Annotated in this window: 15 protein-coding genes and 1 pseudogene; 5 read left to right on the top strand and 11 right to left on the bottom strand. The window is 61.8% G+C overall.

Annotation, left to right across the window (positions count from 1 at the left end; translation table 11 throughout):
• Positions 1-141 precede the first annotated feature (141 nt).
• A complete protein-coding gene (locus PQR53_RS28780) occupies positions 142-867 on the top strand; it encodes a GntR family transcriptional regulator (protein WP_408461866.1) in 726 nt (241 codons plus the stop codon).
• A gap of 1,300 nt (positions 868-2,167) precedes the next feature.
• Here PQR53_RS28780 and PQR53_RS28775 read toward each other — a convergent pair.
• The 4 genes from PQR53_RS28775 to PQR53_RS28760 form a co-directional block, all read right to left on the bottom strand.
• Positions 2,168-3,499, bottom strand: coding sequence for an MFS transporter (locus PQR53_RS28775; protein WP_408461687.1), 1,332 nt, complete (start codon positions 3,497-3,499; stop codon positions 2,168-2,170).
• A 61-nt stretch (positions 3,500-3,560) separates the two neighbouring features.
• A complete protein-coding gene (locus PQR53_RS28770) occupies positions 3,561-4,508 on the bottom strand; it encodes a hydroxymethylglutaryl-CoA lyase (RefSeq protein WP_408461684.1) in 948 nt (315 codons plus the stop codon).
• Positions 4,505-5,698, bottom strand: a complete 1,194-nt coding sequence (locus PQR53_RS28765; RefSeq protein ID WP_408461681.1) for a CaiB/BaiF CoA transferase family protein — start codon at positions 5,696-5,698, stop codon at positions 4,505-4,507. Before PQR53_RS28765 ends, PQR53_RS28770 begins: the two co-directional genes overlap by 4 nt.
• 105 nt (positions 5,699-5,803) lie before the next feature.
• Positions 5,804-6,745, bottom strand: coding sequence for a LysR family transcriptional regulator (locus PQR53_RS28760; RefSeq protein WP_408461678.1), 942 nt, complete (start codon positions 6,743-6,745; stop codon positions 5,804-5,806).
• Between the two features lie 149 nt (positions 6,746-6,894).
• Between PQR53_RS28760 and PQR53_RS28755 the strand changes: the two genes are divergently transcribed.
• Both PQR53_RS28755 and PQR53_RS28750 read left to right on the top strand, forming a co-directional pair.
• The gene (locus PQR53_RS28755) at positions 6,895-7,857 is read left to right on the top strand and encodes a GlxA family transcriptional regulator (protein WP_408461675.1); all 963 of its coding nucleotides are present in this window, start codon (positions 6,895-6,897) and stop codon (positions 7,855-7,857) included.
• Positions 7,858-7,946: 89 nt separating this feature from the next.
• Positions 7,947-8,705, top strand: coding sequence for an SDR family oxidoreductase (locus tag PQR53_RS28750; protein ID WP_408461672.1), 759 nt, complete (start codon positions 7,947-7,949; stop codon positions 8,703-8,705).
• Positions 8,706-9,266: 561 nt separating this feature from the next.
• On the opposite strand, the gene PQR53_RS28745 is transcribed toward PQR53_RS28750, so the two are convergent.
• The 4 genes from PQR53_RS28745 to PQR53_RS28730 are packed head-to-tail and all read right to left on the bottom strand — an operon-like array spanning position 9,267 to position 14,087.
• A complete protein-coding gene (locus PQR53_RS28745) occupies positions 9,267-10,175 on the bottom strand; it encodes an NAD(P)-dependent oxidoreductase (RefSeq protein ID WP_408461669.1) in 909 nt (302 codons plus the stop codon).
• Complete coding sequence (gene ilvD, locus PQR53_RS28740; RefSeq protein ID WP_408461666.1) at positions 10,172-11,899, bottom strand: dihydroxy-acid dehydratase; 1,728 nt, start codon at positions 11,897-11,899, stop codon at positions 10,172-10,174. The genes PQR53_RS28745 and ilvD overlap by 4 nt, the downstream gene beginning before the upstream one ends.
• A gap of 57 nt (positions 11,900-11,956) precedes the next feature.
• The gene (locus PQR53_RS28735; RefSeq protein ID WP_408461663.1) at positions 11,957-12,736 is read right to left on the bottom strand and encodes an SDR family NAD(P)-dependent oxidoreductase; all 780 of its coding nucleotides are present in this window, start codon (positions 12,734-12,736) and stop codon (positions 11,957-11,959) included.
• Between the two features lie 10 nt (positions 12,737-12,746).
• Positions 12,747-14,087, bottom strand: a complete 1,341-nt coding sequence (locus PQR53_RS28730) for an MFS transporter (RefSeq protein WP_408461660.1) — start codon at positions 14,085-14,087, stop codon at positions 12,747-12,749.
• 237 nt (positions 14,088-14,324) lie between these two features.
• Here PQR53_RS28730 and PQR53_RS28725 point away from each other — a divergent pair, with 237 nt between their 5' ends.
• A complete protein-coding gene (locus PQR53_RS28725) occupies positions 14,325-15,290 on the top strand; it encodes a LysR family transcriptional regulator (RefSeq protein WP_408461657.1) in 966 nt (321 codons plus the stop codon).
• A 142-nt stretch (positions 15,291-15,432) separates the two neighbouring features.
• Here the strand turns inward: PQR53_RS28725 and PQR53_RS28720 are convergent, their stop codons facing one another.
• Complete coding sequence (locus PQR53_RS28720) at positions 15,433-16,599, bottom strand: porin (RefSeq protein ID WP_408461654.1); 1,167 nt, start codon at positions 16,597-16,599, stop codon at positions 15,433-15,435.
• Between the two features lie 168 nt (positions 16,600-16,767).
• On the opposite strand from PQR53_RS28720, the pseudogene PQR53_RS28715 reads away from it, so the two are divergent.
• Positions 16,768-17,013, top strand: a pseudogene (locus PQR53_RS28715) (transposase); the annotation flags it as partial.
• Positions 17,014-17,021: 8 nt separating this feature from the next.
• On the opposite strand, the gene PQR53_RS28710 reads toward PQR53_RS28715, so the two are convergent.
• The gene (locus PQR53_RS28710) at positions 17,022-17,873 is read right to left on the bottom strand and encodes a hypothetical protein (RefSeq protein ID WP_408461651.1); all 852 of its coding nucleotides are present in this window, start codon (positions 17,871-17,873) and stop codon (positions 17,022-17,024) included.
• Between the two features lie 109 nt (positions 17,874-17,982).
• On the bottom strand, positions 17,983-18,367 hold a 385-nt coding region (locus tag PQR53_RS28705), incomplete at its 5' end, for a hypothetical protein (protein WP_408461648.1).

The raw sequence follows: 18,367 nt of genomic DNA, 5'->3' as shown, positions 1-18,367 counted from the left end.
TTGCATGCAAAAAAACTATATCAGAGGATCGGCGACGATCCCAAGGCGAAATTTGCCCGATGGCACCAGTGTTTACCCGCGCTCTTAACTAATCTGTATGCTTCCGATAAAATCCCATTACACGAGGTTGAGGGCTTTTGTATGCAAAATTCGAATTTCGACATGGGTGTAACTACTTCCCCTCTGATGCCGAAGGTTGAGCGTCAGCGCTTGCACGACACGGTGGTGGAGCACATTCGCCGCTTTATCGTCGAGGGGGTGCTCGAGCCGGGCAAGAAGCTGAACGAGCGCGAGTTGTGCGAGACGCTGGGGATTTCGCGCACGCCGTTGCGGGAGGCGTTAAAGGTGCTGGCTGCGGAAGGGCTGATCGAGATTTCGCCGAATCGAGGCGCGTCGGTGTCGAAGATGTCGGAAGCGGAGTTGCGCGAGACTTTCGAATTGATGAGTGGTCTTGAAGCGTTTTCCGGCGAACTGGCGGCGCAGCGGATGACGGCGGCCGAGCTTGCCGAGATCAAGGCATTGCATTACGCGATGCTGGCGTGCCGGACGCAGAATGATCTGGCGGGGTATTACAGCCGTAACCAGGCGATTCACGACAAGATCAATGAAGCGGCGAGGAATTCAGCACTGCGGCAGACTTATATGGCGGTTAATCGACGCCTGCAGGCGTTGAGGTTTCGGTCGAATTTTCAGGTCCCGAAGTGGGATAGTGCGATTCATGATCATGATGAGATGTTGAAGGCGCTCGAGGCGCGGGATGGGAAGAGGTTAAGTGCGATTCTTCGGCAGCATTTGCTGGATAAACGGGATGCGGTTTTGCAGGTGCAGTCGAGGGAGGAAGTGGCGGCTTCGCCGCTGAAGGTTTAAAGGGTTTTTTTTGCCTTTGCGGCGCTTGTTGTCTGTTTGCCTGCGGCGTTGGCCTTTCCTTGAGCTGGTTGCCTGCTCGGCGCTTATTGTCTGGTTGCCTACGGCGTTGGCCTTTCCTTGAGCTGGTTGCCTGCTCGGCGCTTATTGTCTGGTTGCCTACGGTGTTGGCCTTTCCTTGAGCTGGTTGCCTGCTCGGCGCTTATTGTCTGGTTGCCTACGGCGTTGGCCTTTCCTTGAGCTGGTTGCCTACTCGGCGCTTATTGTCTGGTTGCCTACGGCGTTGGCCTTTCCTTGTTTTCTTATCGGTCTATTAGCGTCGCCCCTGTGCGGGGCGGGCACTTACTTCTCTTTGCCGCCGCAAAGAGAAGTAAGCAAGAGAAAGCGGCTCAAACCGCTAATTCTTAAGCGGGTCCCCCGCACAGTCACGGTAGTGGTCCATCTGGAATCTGTGTTCTCGCACATTCCGCCTCAGTGACAAAGCCGTCATTCTTCCGGCGGCGCCGCGCGCGCCGAAGAGCTCCTCTTAAAACCACCCACTTCGTTTTGCCTCTCGCATTCCGCCTAGTATCCTCGCGCATCATTGCCATTGCCATTGCCATTGCCATTGCCATTGCCATTGCCGCTCTAGCCTAGCCGCGCTCTAGCTCTAGCTCTAGCTCTAGCTCTAGCTCTAGCTCTAGCTCTAGCTGAGACTTCGGCTGATTTGTTTTGACTTCAATTTTAGCGCTGGCTTTGGCTTTGGCTTTGGCTTTGGCTTTGGGCGCGAGTGCGAGTGCGAGTGCGAGTGCGAGTGCAACACCTCGATATTTCAATCGAAGCGGGGGTTTGCCGAAGAGTGCGGAGGCGCTTGGCCGAGGCGAAGCCGATGGCCCCCACTACGCCCAAACGAAGCTCCTGGTTTCCCATGCATACCCATCCGCGACGCACGCAGTGCGGAGTGGGAACTGATGACGGCCTAGTCACTAACGCCGAATGTGCGAGAGCACGGATTCCAGATGGACCACTACCGCGGCTGTGCGGGGGACCCGCTTAAGAATTGGCGGTTTGAGCCGCTTTCTCTTGCTTACTTCTCTTTGCGGCGGCAAAGAGAAGTAAGTGCCCGCCCCGCACAGGGGCGACGCTAATAGACCAATAACAAATCAAGGAAAGGCCAAAAAGCCAGATCAAGGAAAGGCCAACCCCATAGAACCACACCCCACGATCCGGATTTGCAGGAGATCACAGCGCTGCATAGCAGAGGCTGACGGTCATGTCGCTCGGCGGCTCGGCGGCGGCGCTTTCGTCCATGCCACTGCCGCCATCAAAGCGCGGCATCCTTTTGCCGTAGCGAATCAGGCAACCCGTACAACACGATCAACGCGCAAACCAGGCTCATCGCGCCGATCACGTACAACGCGGGCGTCGTACTGCCAGTCAGATCTTTCACCCGACCGACCATCACCGGGCTGACAATCCCGCCAAGCTGGCCGAGCGTGTTGATCAACGCAATCCCGCCTGCTGCGCCCGCGCCCGTGACCAACTTCGGCGGGAGTGCCCAGAACGCCGGAATCGAAGCAACCACCCCAGCGCCCATCACCGCCAACGCGACAACCAGCAACGTAGTCTGCTTGTCGAAGAAGCCCGCGGCAAAGAATCCAACCGCCGCCATCACGAGCAATCCGCAAACAAACTTGCGCCGCTCGCCGCTCGCGTCAGACAGCCGCCCCACCACGACCATGCAGATCGCACCGCACACATAAGGCACCGCCGTCAGCAAACCAATCACCGTCGGATTGTTCGTGCCCGCGACGCGAATCAAATGCGGAGCCCAGAAATTCAAGCCGTACGATGCCACCTGAATCAGGAAGTACACCAGGCCCAAGGTCAGGAATCCGGGCGTCCTGATTGCGCCAAGCAACGAATGCCCCGTGCCAGGATGCCGGCTTTGCTGAGCAATCTGCGTCGACAGAAAAGACTTCTCCTTCGACGTCAACCACCCCGCGTCCTCGATTCGATCCTTCAGCAGCTTCAACACGAGATAGCCGAGAAAAACGCACGGCAGGCCGCCAAGCAGGAACAACCAGTGCCAGCCCGGCATGCCGAGCACGCCGTTCATATGCCCGATCACCAGCCCCGCGAGCGGTGCGCCGACCAAACCGGAGAATGCCGACGCCAGAAACAGCATCGACGTAATGCGTCCGCGATAGCTCGGCGGAAACCAGAGTGTCAGGTAATACAGCACGCCCGGCGCAAAGCCCGCTTCCATCGCGCCGATCACAAAGCGCAGTCCATAGAACTGCCACTCGTTGTTGACGAACACCATCGCCGCCGTCGCGAGGCCCCATGAAATCATGATCCGTGCAATCCAGCGACGCGCGCCGACCTTGTACAGAAACAGATTGCTCGGTACCTCGAACAACACATAGCCGATCACGAAGAGACTCGCGCCGAGACCATAGGCGGTATCGGAGAGCCCGAGGTCGCTTTGCAACTGGAACTTCGCGAAGCTGATATTGATGCGGTCGAAAAACGCGAACAGGTAGCAGACCATGATCAGCGGCATGAGCCGCCACGCTACTTTGCGGATGATTGCCACGGCGTCGTCCGCGCTGTACTCACGGCCGCCGCTTGCGATTGCGCCAAGGTCACTCATGCTTGTCTCCAATGCCGGGTTCGGCGATGCCGTCCGGTCGTGTAATCAGTTAGGGGAAATGTCAGATCTGCAGAACGTATTCGGGCACGGGATGCAGGTCGCAGTTACGGCCGGCCTTCGCGAGTTGCCCGGGCACGTCATGGCCGAGCAGCGCAGGCAATCCCCGCGACAACGCGAGCAACTTTTCCAGGTCGATCGCCGTCGGGATGCCGATTTCGTCACACATATTCACGAGGTCTTCCGTGCAGATGTTGCCGGAGGCACCTGGCGCGAACGGGCAACCGCCAAGGCCACCCAACGCGGAGTCGAAGCGGCGCGCACCGGCTTCGTAGGCGGCCAGCACGTTGGCAAGACCCAGACCGCGTGTGTTGTGAAAGTGCAGCGTGAGCGCGGAAGCCGGCAGTCGTTCAAGCACGCGCGTGACTAGCCGCGACACCTGGCGTGGATTCGCCATACCGGTCGTATCGGCTAACGTGATGCCCTGTATGCCCATCTCGCGATACGTATCGACAATGCCGATCACGCGGTCTTCGACGATCTTGCCTTCGAATGGACAACCGAATGCGGTAGCCACCGAGGCATTCAGCAACACGCCCGAATCCTTGACGTGCCGCACGATATCGCCGAACGCCGCCAGCGACGCCTCGCAACTCATCCGCATATTGGCGCGGTTGTGCGTCTGGCTCGCCGACATCACCAGATTCAGTTCGTCGGCACGCGAGGCCAGCGCGCGTTCGGCGCCCTTCAGATTCGGAATCAGCGCAACGTAGATCACGCCCGGATGGCGCTCGATCTGCTGGAACACGGCTTCGCCGTCGCGCAACGCCGGAATCGCTTTCGGCGAGACGAACGAGCCCGCCTCGATGCGTGCGAAGCCTGCCGTGGAAAGCGCGTTGATCAACGCGATCTTGTCGGCGGTTTCGACCCAGGTGGGTTCGATCTGCAAGCCGTCGCGCGGCGCGACTTCCTGCACGATCAGCTTGTCGAGATTCGTGTCGCTCGCTTTCATTGCACGGCTCCCTCGCGGCGCAGCCGCTCGATATCTTCGTTGGCGAATCCGAGTCCGCTCAGCACGCTGCCGGTGTGCTCACCCAGCGTGGGACCTTGCCAGCGCACTTCGCCCGGCGTGTCCGACAGCTTCGGCACGATGCCCGGCATCTTCACCGAGGCGCCGCCAGGCAGTTGCGTTGGCAACAACATGTCGCGCGCCTGGTAGTGCGGATCGGCGACGATGTCGGCCACGGAATAGATGCGCCCTGCCGGCACTTCAGCGCGTTCGAGCGCGGCGAGTACGTCGTCGGTGCAATGGTGCGAAGTCCATGCGGCGATCGCCTGATCGAGCAGTGCGCATTGCTTCGCGCGGCCGTCGTTGTGGGCCAACGCGGGATCGTCGGCGAGATCGGCGCGGCCAATTACATGCATCAGCCGCTTGAAGATCGGATCGCTGTTGCCGGCGATCACGACATAGCCGTCGTCTTCGGTCGGATAGGTGTTCGACGGCGCGATGCCGGGCAACGCGCCGCCGCTGCGCTCGCGCACATGACCGAGCAGGTCGTATTCGGGCACCAGGCTTTCCATCAGGTTGAACACGCTTTCGACCAGCGAGACATCGACCACCTGGCCTTCGCCTTGTCCCGTCTTCACGCGCAGCAGCGACATCAGCGCACCAATCACGCCATGCAGCGAAGCAAGTGAATCACCGAGACTGACACCGACGCGTGCCGGTGCGCCGTCCACTTCGCCTGTCGTATAGCGGATGCCGCCCATCGCTTCACCGATCGCGCCGAAGCCAGGCCGGTCGCGATATGGGCCGGACTGGCCGTAGCCGGAGATGCGAACCATCGTCAGCTTGGGATTGATCGCGTGCAGCACGTCCCAGCCGAGGCCGAGCTTTTCGAGCGCGCCGGGGCGGAGATTTTCGATCACGACGTCGGCATCGGCGGCGAGCCGTTTGACGATGTCGATCCCGTCGGCCGATTTCAGGTTCACGCAGATGGATTTCTTGTTACGCGACTGCAGATACCACCAGAGCGAGGTGCCCTCGTGCAGCTTGCGCCATTTGCGAAGGGGGTCGCCGGTGCCGGGGGCTTCGATCTTGATGACTTCGGCGCCGAACTCGGCCATGAGGCGCGCGGCAAACGGCGCGGCGATGAGGGTTCCGATCTCGATGACGCGAATACCCTGAAGGGGTCCACCCATAATGCTGTCTCCGATGCTGGTTTCGTGTTGAGAGACAGCTTAGGAGCAGCACTGTAACGGCGTCCAACCGCAATTCGCCAACGACCGTTCGCGAACGGCGAACGCTCAGGTGCCCGCGACGGCCAGCGGGGCTTCGGACGCTTCGATCGAACCCAAGTGGTCGAACAGCAGGCGGCTCACCGGCGACAGCGCCTCGACATCGCGCACTACCAGCACCAGGCTGCGTTCGGACCATTCGTCTTCCAGCGGCACGCCGACGAGGCCAAGCGAGCGGCCCATGAGCTGATACACCTTGAGCGGCAAGACACCGACGCCCATGCCGGCCTGCACCATCCGGCAGACCGCGTCGAAACCCGGCACGTGGATGCGCAAGCGCAACGGCTTGCCGGCCTGGCGCGCGGCCATGTGGGTGCGGGCATTGATCGAACTGGCCGCGTGCAGGCCGACGTGATCGCCATCCAGGGTTTCGGCGAACATGATGCTGGCGCGCGCGGCCAGCGGGTGGTCGTCGCGCATCACCAGCACCAGCGAATCGTGCCGATAGTGCGCAACGTGCAGATCGCGCGTGTCAGCCTCGCCGGAACAGATGCCGAGGTCGGCGAGGCTGTCGTCGACGGCTTCCACCACGCCGCCGCTCGGCCGCTCTTCGAGATCGAGCTTGACGCGTTCGTGCTGCAACTGGAAAGCGCGCAAATCCTCCGGCAGAAACTCGACGATCGCCGAGAGGTTGGCCATCATCCGCACGTAGCCGCGTACCCCGCTTGCATGGCCGGCCAGTTCGATACCGATGTTTTCGATGTCACGCATCACGCGGCGCGCGTGATGCAGCAGCGTTTCGCCGGCGGGCGTCAGCGTCATGCCGCGCGCGTTGCGCTGGAAAAGCGTGGCGCCGACCGCCTGTTCGAGTTCGAGCAGACGTTTGCTCGCGGCGGATACGGCAATCGCCTCACGCTCCGCCGCCCGCGTGAGCGTGCCTTCTTCGTACACGGCGAGGAAGAGTTGAAGCGTGGTGAGGTCGAGCCTTCGTAGAAGGTTTTTGATTACCATGGCGAGGCGCCGCGTGGTTGTGCAATGCGCCTATTTTGACGCCTGGTGCGAAAATAGGTGCGGGGCCCGGCCTAACCCCTATTCTCTATTCCTTCCAGGACGACTGGCGCGGCCTGCGGATTCCGTCCATCATCAAAGGAAATCATTCGATGCCTACCGTCGCGATCGCGATCTTTCCCGGCGTACAGGCGCTCGATGTCGCCGGTCCCGTCGATGTATTCTCCGAAGCCAATCGGTTCGTCGCGCCGCAAGAGCGCTATGAGGTCGCGCTGGTCAGCGCGGAGCCCGGTCCGTTGCGCGCGTCCAACGGCATGGCGCTCATCGCCGACGCCACCTTCGAGCAGATGCGCCGCCCTTTCAACCTGGCGTTGGTCGCCGGCGGACCCGCGCTGCCCGACGGCAACGCGTCCGATCCACGGTTGCTGGATTGGCTGAGCAACGCGGCCACGCAATGCGAACGCTATGGCTCGATCTGTACCGGTGCTTTCGCGCTCGGCCACGCCGGACTGCTCGACGCGCGCAATGTCACCACGCACTGGCAGCATGCAGCGCAACTCGCCGCGCAATTTCCGCAAGCGTGCGTCGATTTCGACCGCATCTATCTGCGTGACGGCAAGCTCGTAACTTCAGCCGGCGTCACGGCGGGCATTGATCTGTCGCTTTCGCTCGTAGCGGAGGATCACGGACCGCACACGGCGCTGGCTGTCGCCAAGCGCCTCGTCGTGTTCGCACAGCGCCAGGGCGGGCAATCGCAGTTCAGCCCCTATCTCACGGCACCGGCCGACGAAACCTCGCCGGTTGCCAAAGTTCAGGCACACGTGATGGAGCGGATTCGCGAGAGTTTTACGGTGAAGCAACTCGCCGACGTCGCGGGAATGAGCGCACGGAATTTCGCGCGCGTGTTCGTGCAGGAGACGAACGTGACGCCCCACGAATTCGTCGAGCGCGCTCGCGTGGATGCGGCCCGCAAGTTGCTCGAAAGCAGTGGCGCGGCGCTCAAGGCGATTGCTTACGATTGCGGCTTCGGCACCGCCGACCGGATGCGCATTGTCTTCTCGAGGCGGATCGGCGCGACGCCGATGCAGTATCGGGAACGCTTCCGCTCTGGCTGAATGCGGCTCGAAAAACCGCCTCGCTGCAAGCCGTAAACATTGCGTGAGAAAATAGCGGCCTCGTCAGCCAACGATCCCAAGTAAACAATATGACCTCTTCTTCTCCGATCCGCGCGATCGTCACCGGCCATAATCGCGGCCTCGGTGCGTCTCTTGCTGAACAACTGCTGGCCCGTGGCGTCGCGGTGCTGGGTTTGTCCCGCTCGCGTCACGCCACGCTGAAAGACCGTTTCCCGGCCCTGCTCGAAGAAATCGAACTCGAACTTGCCGACCCTGCCCGCGTCGCGCAGTGGGTCGCAACCGATGCATTACGCGGCTTCGTCAGCGGCGCGCAGAGCGTCCTGTTGATCAACAACGCGGGCATGGTGCAGCCGATCGGTCCGATCGAAGGCCAGGCCGCCGCAGACATCGCAACCGCCGTCAGCCTGAACGTGGCAACACCGCTGATGCTGGCGGCCGCCGTGACCGCAGCCAGCGTCGACGCAACCGACCGGCGCATCGTGCATATTTCCAGCGGCGCGGCACGCAATGCGTATCCCGGCTGGAGCATCTACTGCGCGACCAAAGCCGCGCTCGATCATCACGCACGCGCGGTGGCACTCGACGCGAATCGCGCGCTGCGTATTTGCAGCCTCGCGCCGGGCGTGATCGATACGAACATGCAGGCGGAAATTCGCGGCAGCGGCATCGAGCAATTTCCGATGCGCGAAAGATTCGAAGACCTCAAGCGTAACGGCCAGTTGTCGACGCCCGAACAATGCGCGACCCAACTGCTCGACTACGCCTTCAGCGATGCATTCGGGCAAACGCCCGTGGCCGATATTCGCGAGGTCGCGAAGCAAGGCTGATGCGGCAAGCTTCAGGCTCCCGTAAAACCTCACCTTTCGGCTGACATGCCGATCGTCACGTGCCGGGCGCGATAACCACTGCGTCGCGCTCGGCCTCTAATCTCATCGTGCGGCACGCAAATACCCTCTGCAAATAGCGCGGCTCAGGAAGATCGATGTCGATCAACCGGTGTAGAGGCGCAATGCCTTCAATAGGGAAGGTGGTATTGGACGGCTCGCATAGTCGCTGTACGACGCGCGCGTCGGGTCCCGAAAAGTCTCACCTTTAACGCGGAGCGGTCGAGGCCAGGCGCGAAGCGCACATCAGGCGACTCCCGAAAACGCTCACCTCCAGCGTTCGGGGACAGGCCGCAAAGGCATGCTGGGCGCGGCACCGAGGGTCCAGAACAGGCTACTCCCGCAAACCCTCACCTTTGGATGGGTCTGAGTAATCTGCATACCCAGGTAAGAGGGGGTGCGAGCGGCGCTCGCGCGTAGCGCTCAGTGCCCGTTGCTCCGTGCTCCGTGCTCCGTGCTCCGTGCTCCGTGCTCCGTGCTCGTCGCTCTGTGTCCACCGCTTACTCACAACTGCGTCACTCGCTGATCGAGCAGAACCTGAACGATCTGTGAGATATCTTCATCACCGAGTTCCCGCGCCACGGCTTCCTGCAAAATCCTGCGCACTTCGCCGACGGCGCGCAACGGCGCGTTAGCTTCGCGCGCCAACTCCGCCGCAGCATCGAGATCCTTCAGCATCGTTTTGATCGTGCCTGATGGACTCGACGGCGGTGTCAGCATCCGTGGCATCAAGGTTTGCAGTAACACCGAATCGGCCCAACCGCCTTGCAAGGCGGCCGGCATCGACGCCGCGTCGATGCCGGCGCGTTGAGCTAGGACACAAGCTTCGGCAATGCCCGCGATCGTCGTCACGACAATCGCCTGGTTCGCGAGCTTGGTCGCTTGTCCGGCGCCAGTGGCGCCCATGCGTGTGACGCGCGAGGCATAGGCGCGCAACAACGGTTCGATCGCGGCAATATCGTGCGTGCTGCCGCCGCACATGATCGCAAGCGTGCCCGCGGCTGCGCCTGCTGTACCACCGGACACGGGCGCATCGATCCACGCGCCGCCCGTCAGTTCGTGCCAACGCCGGGCGAAGCGCCGGGTTTCGGCGGGTGTGATCGTCGAATGGTCGATTAGAAAACGCGGTGCGGTTGATGCGTGCGCGAGTCCTTGCGCACCGAAGACGACGTCTTCAACCGCCTGAGCGTCGCCGAGACACAACATCACGGCATCGCTGGCCTCGGCCAACTGCGCGGGCGACGCACTGATAACGGCACTCTGTGTCGTCAATTCCGCCATCTTCCCCGGCGACCGATTCCACACCCTGACTGCATGCCCGGCCGCGATCAGCCGCAATGCCATCGGGCCACCCATCTTGCCGATACCGCAGAATCCCACTCGCGCCACATCTTGCACGACGCCGGCGCTCATGCCTCATCCTCACCGATCGAAGCCTCATACGGCCAGTCCACCGCGCCCGAATGCGTCACCGCACCGAGATTCGCCGGCCGCACCAGCGCTTCGTATTTCTCCAGCACGCCGCCCAGACGGCCACGCGTGAACGGCACCACTTCCTTGCCGCGCCGCGCGAGTTCCTCATCGCTCAATTCGACGTCGAGCGTGCCTTTGTGCGCGTCGATATGAATCCGATCGCCGTCTCTTAGCAAACGAATCGGGCCGCCGGCCGCCGCTTCCGGTCCGACGTAGCCGATGCACATGCCACGCGTCGCGCCCGAGAAACGACCATCGGTCAGCAACGCGACTTTCTCGCCCATTCCTTGACCGTAGATCGCCGCCGTCACGCTGAGCATCTCGCGCATGCCCGGGCCGCCCTTCGGCCCTTCGTTGCGGATCACGAGGACGTCGCCTTCCTGATAGGTGCGCTTCGATACGACCGACATGCACGCCTCTTCGGTTTCGAACACGCGCGCAGTCCCGCTGAATACCAGCGACTTCAATCCCGCCGTCTTCAGGCACGCGCCATCCGGCGCGAGATTGCCGCGCAACACGACCAGCCCGGCGTTCTCGCTGAGCGGCTCGTTATGCGGACGAACAACGCGTCCATCAGGACCCGCAAACGCCTTCAAGGCGGTTTCGAGCGTTTCGCCGGTTTGCGTCAGCGTATCGCCATGCAGATAACCGCCCGCGAGCAGCGCGTTCAGCACGGCGGGCACGCCGCCGACGTGATACAGATCTAATGCGAGGTACTTGCCGCCCGGCTGCAAATCGCCAATCAACGGCGTGCGGGCGAGCACCTCGGACACATCGTCCAACGTAAAGCGGATGCCGGCTTCATGCGCGATCGCCGGAATGTGCAGCGCGGCGTTGGTCGAGCCGCCGGTCGCGGCCACCGCGGCGCACGCATTCTCCAGGCTCTTGCGCGTAACCAGATCGCGCGGCAGCGGACCGCCGTTTTTCAGCGTGTTCATCACCGTTTCGCCGGCACGCCGGGCAATCGCAATACGCTCGCTGTAGACGGCAGGCACCATCGCTGAACCGAGCGGCGCGAGACCCAGCGTTTCGGCGACCATCGCCATCGTATTCGCGGTGAATTGCCCGGGACAAGAGCCCGCACCTGGCGTGCAACGCTTCTCGATGCCGCGCAAAGTTTCGAGCGACATGTCGCCGCGTTGCGCCGCGCCGACGGCTTCGATCGCGGTCAGGATCGTCGCTTGTGTGCCGTCCGGTGCGATGCCCGGCAGCATCGCGCCACCGAACAGAAACACGCCCGGCACGTTCACCCGCACCATGCCCATCAGAATGCCGGGCAACGTCTTGTCGCAACCCGCCACGCCGACGAACGCGTCGTAGCAATGCGCGCGCACGAACACCTCGACGCTGTCCGCGATGATCTCGCGCGACACGAGGCTAAAGCGCATGCCCGAATGATTCATCGAGGTGCCGTCCGACACTGAAATCGCCGAGCCTCGAATCGGCACACCGCCGCCCGCCGCGACGCCGAGGCGCACGTTGTCAGAAACGGCTGCGAGCGACATCGAACACGGCGTGTTTTCGCCGAACGTATCGACAATCGCGACGAAGGGCTTTTCGATCGCGGCGTCGTCCATGCCGGTCGCCCGGAGGAACGCGCGATGCGGTGTGCGCGTGATGCCTTCGGTGACGGTGCGCGAACGGTGTTTGTGGAGATTGCTCATGGTTTTTCCTGTACGTGTGCGTCTGCTATGCGTTCAGCCGTTCAGCCGTTCAGCCGTTCAGCCGTTCAGCAGCATGCCGTTCTCGGCGGCGATCACCTGGCCGGTCATTGAAGGCGCATGCGCAACGATGAACCACGCGAGGTCGGCGATCTCGCCGGGCTGCGACACGCGCTTGAGCGGCGCGACCTTCGTCATGCTGTCGACGATCTTCGCGTACGCTTCTTCGCCGAGCACGCGACGCGGCAGGCCATCGTCCACCATGCCGGGCGCAAGCGCATTCACGCGAATGCGCGGGGCGAGATTGCGCGCAAGCGAGAGCGTCAGCGTATTGACCGCGCCCTTCGAGGCCGCGTAAGCAATCGAAGATCCCGTGCCGTTCAGCGAGGCCAGCGACGAAATATTGATCACCGCCGTGCTATGCGAAGCTGTCGACGAATCGCGCAGTACGGGTACCGCGGCGCGCGTCATCTGAAACATGCCGATCAGGTTCACGCGATACACGCGCTCGAATTCCATCTCGTCGATGGCGGCCAGATCGCCGTGCGGAATAAATCGCGTCGTACCGGCACAGTTGACGAGCGCGTCGATGCGCTGCCACGTCGAGGTCACCGCATCGACCGCTTGCACACACGCGGCGTCGGAACCGACATCGGCATCGAACACCAGCGTCTCGGCGCCGAGTTGCCGGCATTGCGCTTCGACAGCCAGCGCCGCTTCACGCGTGCTGTCGTCGAAGTTGCCGATCGCCACCGCCCAACCGGCGCTCGCAAAGCGCAACGCAGTGGCCGCGCCGATACCCGTGGCCGCTCCGGTGACCATACAAACCTGCTGCGTCATCCTGCTCTCCTCATGCTGAATTTTTGCGCGTAGCCGGCATGGCCATCACAATCACCGCGGCCAGCACCAACGCGCAGGCGAGCACGATCATGCCGGGCAGCAAGGTGCCGGTCGCGTCTTTCAGGAAGCCGATCACGTACGGGCTCACGAAGCCCGCCAGATTGCCGGTGCAGTTGATCACCGCGATGGCCGCCGCCGCGCCCACGCCGCCCATCAGCGCGGTCGGGATGCCCCAGAACACCGGCGCAATCGAATTGATGCCGATCGCCGCGACCACCAGCGCCGCCATGGAAAGCCATACGTGTTGACCGAGCAGCACCGAGGCCAGCATGCCGGCGGCTCCCAGCACGGCGCACACTGCGACGTGCTTGCGCCGTTCGTCGTGCTTGTCGGCGTGACGTGCGATCAGAATCATCGCGATTGCGCTGATCAGCGACGGCACCGCCGACAACAAACCGATATTCGCCACGCTCACCACCCCGCTTGCGCGGATCATTGTCGGCAGCCAGAAGACGAGTCCGTAATTGCCCATCGCGATGCAGAAATACAGCAGGCCGAGCAGCCACACCTTTGGATTAGTGAACGCGCCGCGTACCGTTTGATGCGCGCGAGTCTGCGCATCGGCTTCGAGGTCGTGTGCGAGCAACGCTTTTTCGTCTTTGTTCAGCCAGCTCACCGACTCGATGCGGTCGTGCAAGACAAAGAACGCCGCAACGCCCACGACCAACGAGGCGATCCCCTCAATCAGAAACAGCCACTTCCAGCCGGCGAGCCCGTGCACGCCTGCCAGCTGCTGCATGATCCAGCCCGACACCGGACCGCCGATCGCGCCGGACACGGGAATCGCCGCCATGAACAGCGCAATGATCTGCGAGCGCCGGTTCGACGGAAACCACGTCGACAGATACAGCACGATGCCTGGAAAGAAGCCCGCTTCGGCCACGCCGAGCAGAAAACGCAGCACATAGAACGAGGTCGCGCCGCTCGCGAACATCGTCAGACAGGAGACGATCGACCACGTGACCATGATCCGCGCGATCCAGACGCGTGCGCCGACGCGATGCAAGATGAGGTTGCTCGGCACCTCGAAAATGAAATAACCGAGAAAGAAGATGCCGGCGCCCGCGCCGTACACGGTCTCGCTCAACGAGAGATCGGTGAGCATCTGCAATTTGGCGAAGCTCACATTCACGCGATCGATATACGCGACGATGAAGGCGAGAAACAGAAACGGCACGATGCGCCAGGCGAGCTTTCGATACAACGCCGCGCGTTCAGCGGATTCCACCGGTTCCGACGGTTCATCAGGCACAGTGCGCCGCTCGGCGCCGCCGTATAGAGGGGTGCTCATACTTGTCTCCTTCCGCGCGCTTGAATGCGCGCTGTGGTCGCGGCGATGCGGCGCATGGAGCGGCTCCGGTTATACCCTGAGTCATGCGATCGAAGCGTAACTGCTATCCTCGACCCACCCGCTTCACGCCTTACCGTCCTGCCGATATTGAAGATTAGCCGGATTGAGCGCCGTACGGCAAATCACCGTTTCGGCGCAGGTCATTACTGTTCAGTTATGTGTATCGAGTCAACACTGATGGCAACCACCGAAAACGACGCAATCGACCGCTTCTTTCGCAGCGGCCTGAAGCTGCCGCATCTGCGCATCCTGGTGAGCCTTGCGGAGCTTGGCCAGGTGACGCGAGTCGCGGCCGCCTTCCACGTGACACAGCCGGCCATTTCGAAACAGATCGGCGAAATCGAGGAGGCGCTCGGCGTGCCGGTCGCGCGACGGGTCGGCAATGCGGTCGAGTTGACCAGCATCGGTAAAGTGATGGCCGCGCGTGGCCGCGAAATTCTGCGGCACATTGAACTCGCGCGCCGCGACGTCAGCGCGCTGACCACCGGCACGGCGGGTCACGTGCGCCTCGGCGCAGTGGTCACGATTCCGCAGCCGCTGATCGCGCATGCGGTCGAACTGTTCATGCGGCGCGCGCCGTCAGCGACACTGTCGTTCGTGGAAGCAACGCTCGACAAGCTGATCAAGATGCTCGACGAAGGCGAGCTCGATCTCGCGCTCGGCCGCAACCGCATCACCGGCAACCCGGGCTTGTTGAGCCAGCAGACATTGCATCGCGAGCCGTTCGTGTTCGTCGTGGGGGCGAGCCATCCGCTCGGCAAGGTGGACATGCCGGTGAGCTGGAACGATCTGCGCCCGGCGCGCTGGATTACGCCGCTGCGCGGTTCCCCCGCTTTCGCGACGCTGGCGGAGGCGTTAGCGGAGCACGGCATTCCGCTCGATCGCGGCGCGGTTGAATCGAGTTCGTTGACATTGAATCTGTCGCTGCTGATCGGCGGCGACTTCGTGTCGATCCTGCCGCTGTCGGTCGCGCGGCATCACGTGAGCCGTGGACGCATGCGCGTATTGCCGCTCGCCCCGCTCGAACCGCTGGGCGAAGTCGTGCTGGTGTGGCGCGCGGATACCGCGGCGCCGGCGGCGGATCTGTTCAGCGAATGCTTGCGGGAGTCGTCGTCGGAATTGCTGGAGGGTGAGGCGGAGTGATGGGGCGCGGCTCACGTATCGCGATTGTGCACCGCCTCCCGAATGTCCTCACCTTTGCGCTTTTTGAAGGCATCGGGAAGAGCGTCGGAAGGCCTTCGGAAAGCCGGCCCCCAGCAAGGCAACCGGCTCGATCATACAGACATCAGAACTTGTGACGGATGCCCACCACCGCCAATTCCTGGCTGTTCGTCCCTGAATTCACGCCATAACTGCCGATCGAGGCTTGCGCGCTCACCACCTTGCCGCTCGCGTTCAGCGTATTGCCGCTCGCCTTCTGGTAGGCGGCCAGCGCGTACAGTTCGGTGCGTTTCGACAGCGCGTAATCCGCACCGAGGTTGACCTGGTTGTAGTGCGCCGAGCTCGGACCGGTGAGCGACGTGTAGTTGTAACCCACACCGGTGCGCAAGGCTGGGGTGATCTGATAGTTGAAGAACACCGAACCGTTGTTGAACTTGGCCGTGTCGTGGAACGCGGAGAACGCATCGTTTGCGTACTGCGTGTTCGAGTAAGCCGCGCCGAGGGTGGCCGCGCCAATCACATACTGTCCGCCGACCCGCACGATCTGAATCGACTTCGCGCTCGCAAAACCCGAGTTGATCACCGTGTTGAACAGCGAATCGGAACTGCTGGTCCACGTGCGCACATTCGCCGTGGTGGTGTTGCCGCCGTTCGCGTAGAAATAGGCTGCGCCGAGCGACAGCGGTCCATTCGCATAGGCCGCGCCGAAGCTGTACGTCTGGCCGCTGCCGGTTGCACCGGCCACGCCGCCCACGCCATACAGTGCTTCGACCTGGAAGCCGGCGAACAGCGGACTCACGTACTTGACCGAGTTGCTCACACGCAGACTGTTGTCGTAGTTGTCGAGGTCGCCGGGCGAAGCGAACACGCCACCGAAGTAGTTGTCTTCAGTCAGGCCTTGAACCAGATCGACGACCGGGTCGTATTGACGTCCCAGCGTGACCGCGCCCCACGTACCGCTCGAGAGGCCGACCACCGCCTTGCGCCCGAATTCGCGGCTGCCTTGCCCCAGCGCACCGGTGCCGACGTTAAAGCCGTTCTCGAGCTGGAACACCGCGGCCAGTCCGCCGCCCAGATCTTCGGTGCCCTTGAGGCCCCAGCGGCTGCCGGACATGTTGCCGCTGTTGAACTTCACGAGCGTCGATTGATTCTGGCCATTCGCGCCTTGTGCGTTGTGCACATAGGCAATACCGGCGTCGACGATGCCGTACAGCGTGACGCTGCTTTGCGCCTGAGCGCCGGTAGCGAGCAGAAGGCCCGCGGGCAAGGCGAGGAGAGAAAGTCGTTTCATTTTCAGATTCCCGTTTCGATGTTGTATTTGTTTAAAACTGGCGAAACGATACGAGACGGGTTTGCGTGGGCAAACCAACTAATTCTTCGATGAATATGAAAGCGACAATCGCGCGATGGCTGCTAGAGCGTGTCAGGCACTTCCGGTCAGACCTGGCAACCTGGCGGGATGAGAGAATGCAAGCCATACCCGACGGATGTTTCGGACGAGGAATGGAGCTTCGCCGCTCCTTACCTCACCTTGATGAACGAAGACGCACCGCAGCGCCGATACGAACAGCGCGAAATGTTCAACGCGCTGCGCTGGATGGCGCGAGCCGGTGCATCGTAGCGTATGCTGCCGACCAACTTTCCGCCGTGGGAGCTGGTCTACCAGCAAACGCAACCTTGGCTGAGCGCAGGTTGCTTCGAGGCGACGCGACGCTATTTCCCTACGGTCTGACTGTGTTCGCCCATGTACTTCCACCTGAAGCCGAAAGGGTCTACACCCCTGTCGCCTGGCAGATTTGGTAGCGAATCACCGTCCTTCACGAACACTTCGTGATACCCGCCCAAACGCTCGATGCTTTCGCCTGTCGCCGACCAGTAGCCGGATGCGGGTGCGTAGTCACCGGGCCGCGCGTAAGGCATGGCAGGAAGAAGCTGGGTGCGGGCATCCACTTCCCCAAGGAATTCCATGTGGCGCCCGTTTCTGGCTTCTTCATCGGTCGGCACATAGACCTTGAAATACAGACGGTTCGACGGTGCGTTGTCGGTGATCGGATACATCATCCGGCCTTTGCCCTGCGCGTCGGTGCCTTCGAGAACTTTCCGGACATCGATCCAGTCCAGTTGCGTCTGCCAGTACACGATCTCGTAGATGTGCGTGCCGGGAAGGAACTGGCTGTTCATGATTACGAACTCATCCGCCACTTCTCCATCCCAACGCTCATGCGGCTTCATAAAATGAGTAGACCGCACTATATCTGCGTCTCGCGGAGCGGCCATATACGGCTCAACATCCAATTTTTTTGACTGTGCCGGCTGAATCTCCTTTCCCTCGGAATAAAGCCTCATGACCGGACCGCTCGGCGTGGGCCGACCTGTTGTTTTGACGTCTTTGTCACCCGGATTTATGTACATCACGTAATACCTGATTTCCAGATAGTCGGGGTCAATGTTCACTCTCGCCCACCTGATCTGTGTAATCAGCGGATTCTTGACCCAGCTAACCCGTTCATCAGGCACGACACCCGTCTGGTTGGCACTTTGACCTGAAGTCTGTTTGTCTGTCATGGAACTATCCGTAGTTTGAGTCGTAGATGCGGGTGAGGCGAAACATGCCAACGTCGCCACGAAACCCGCAATAAGGGCGGCGGACCGGATACCGTTCATCATCCAATGGTCAGATTTCATCCTTCGCGCTCTCGATAAAAAATGCAATGTTCTCGGCATTCGCCAATGCCCGGTTGGGTGTGAATTCAGCCAGCACGCGTGCCGCACTCGCGCCGTAAGCAGTTTGCTGATCGAAGAGCTGGGGGTCCGCGACCGTAGCCGCCAGTTCAACCTTCTGATCCTTCGCGTGAGCCGTATTTCGAAGGTGCGCCACTTCGTGCAACTGGACTTCCATGCGATTCTGGTCGACAGGATCGCCGGGATTGAACGCCCGAAAGAACGGTCCGTACTGGCATCCTATGTTGATGTATTCCATCTGGAAGTTTGCTCTGGCGGGCTCAAGCGGCTTGTCAGGAAGTACTCCGGCGTATACCCAGGCTCCTGCCTCGAACCCC

Source organism: Paraburkholderia fungorum (genome assembly GCF_046027605.1).
Taxonomy (GTDB): Bacteria; Pseudomonadota; Gammaproteobacteria; order Burkholderiales; family Burkholderiaceae; genus Paraburkholderia; species Paraburkholderia fungorum_F.
This window is presented reverse-complemented; position numbering and strand designations above follow the sequence as displayed.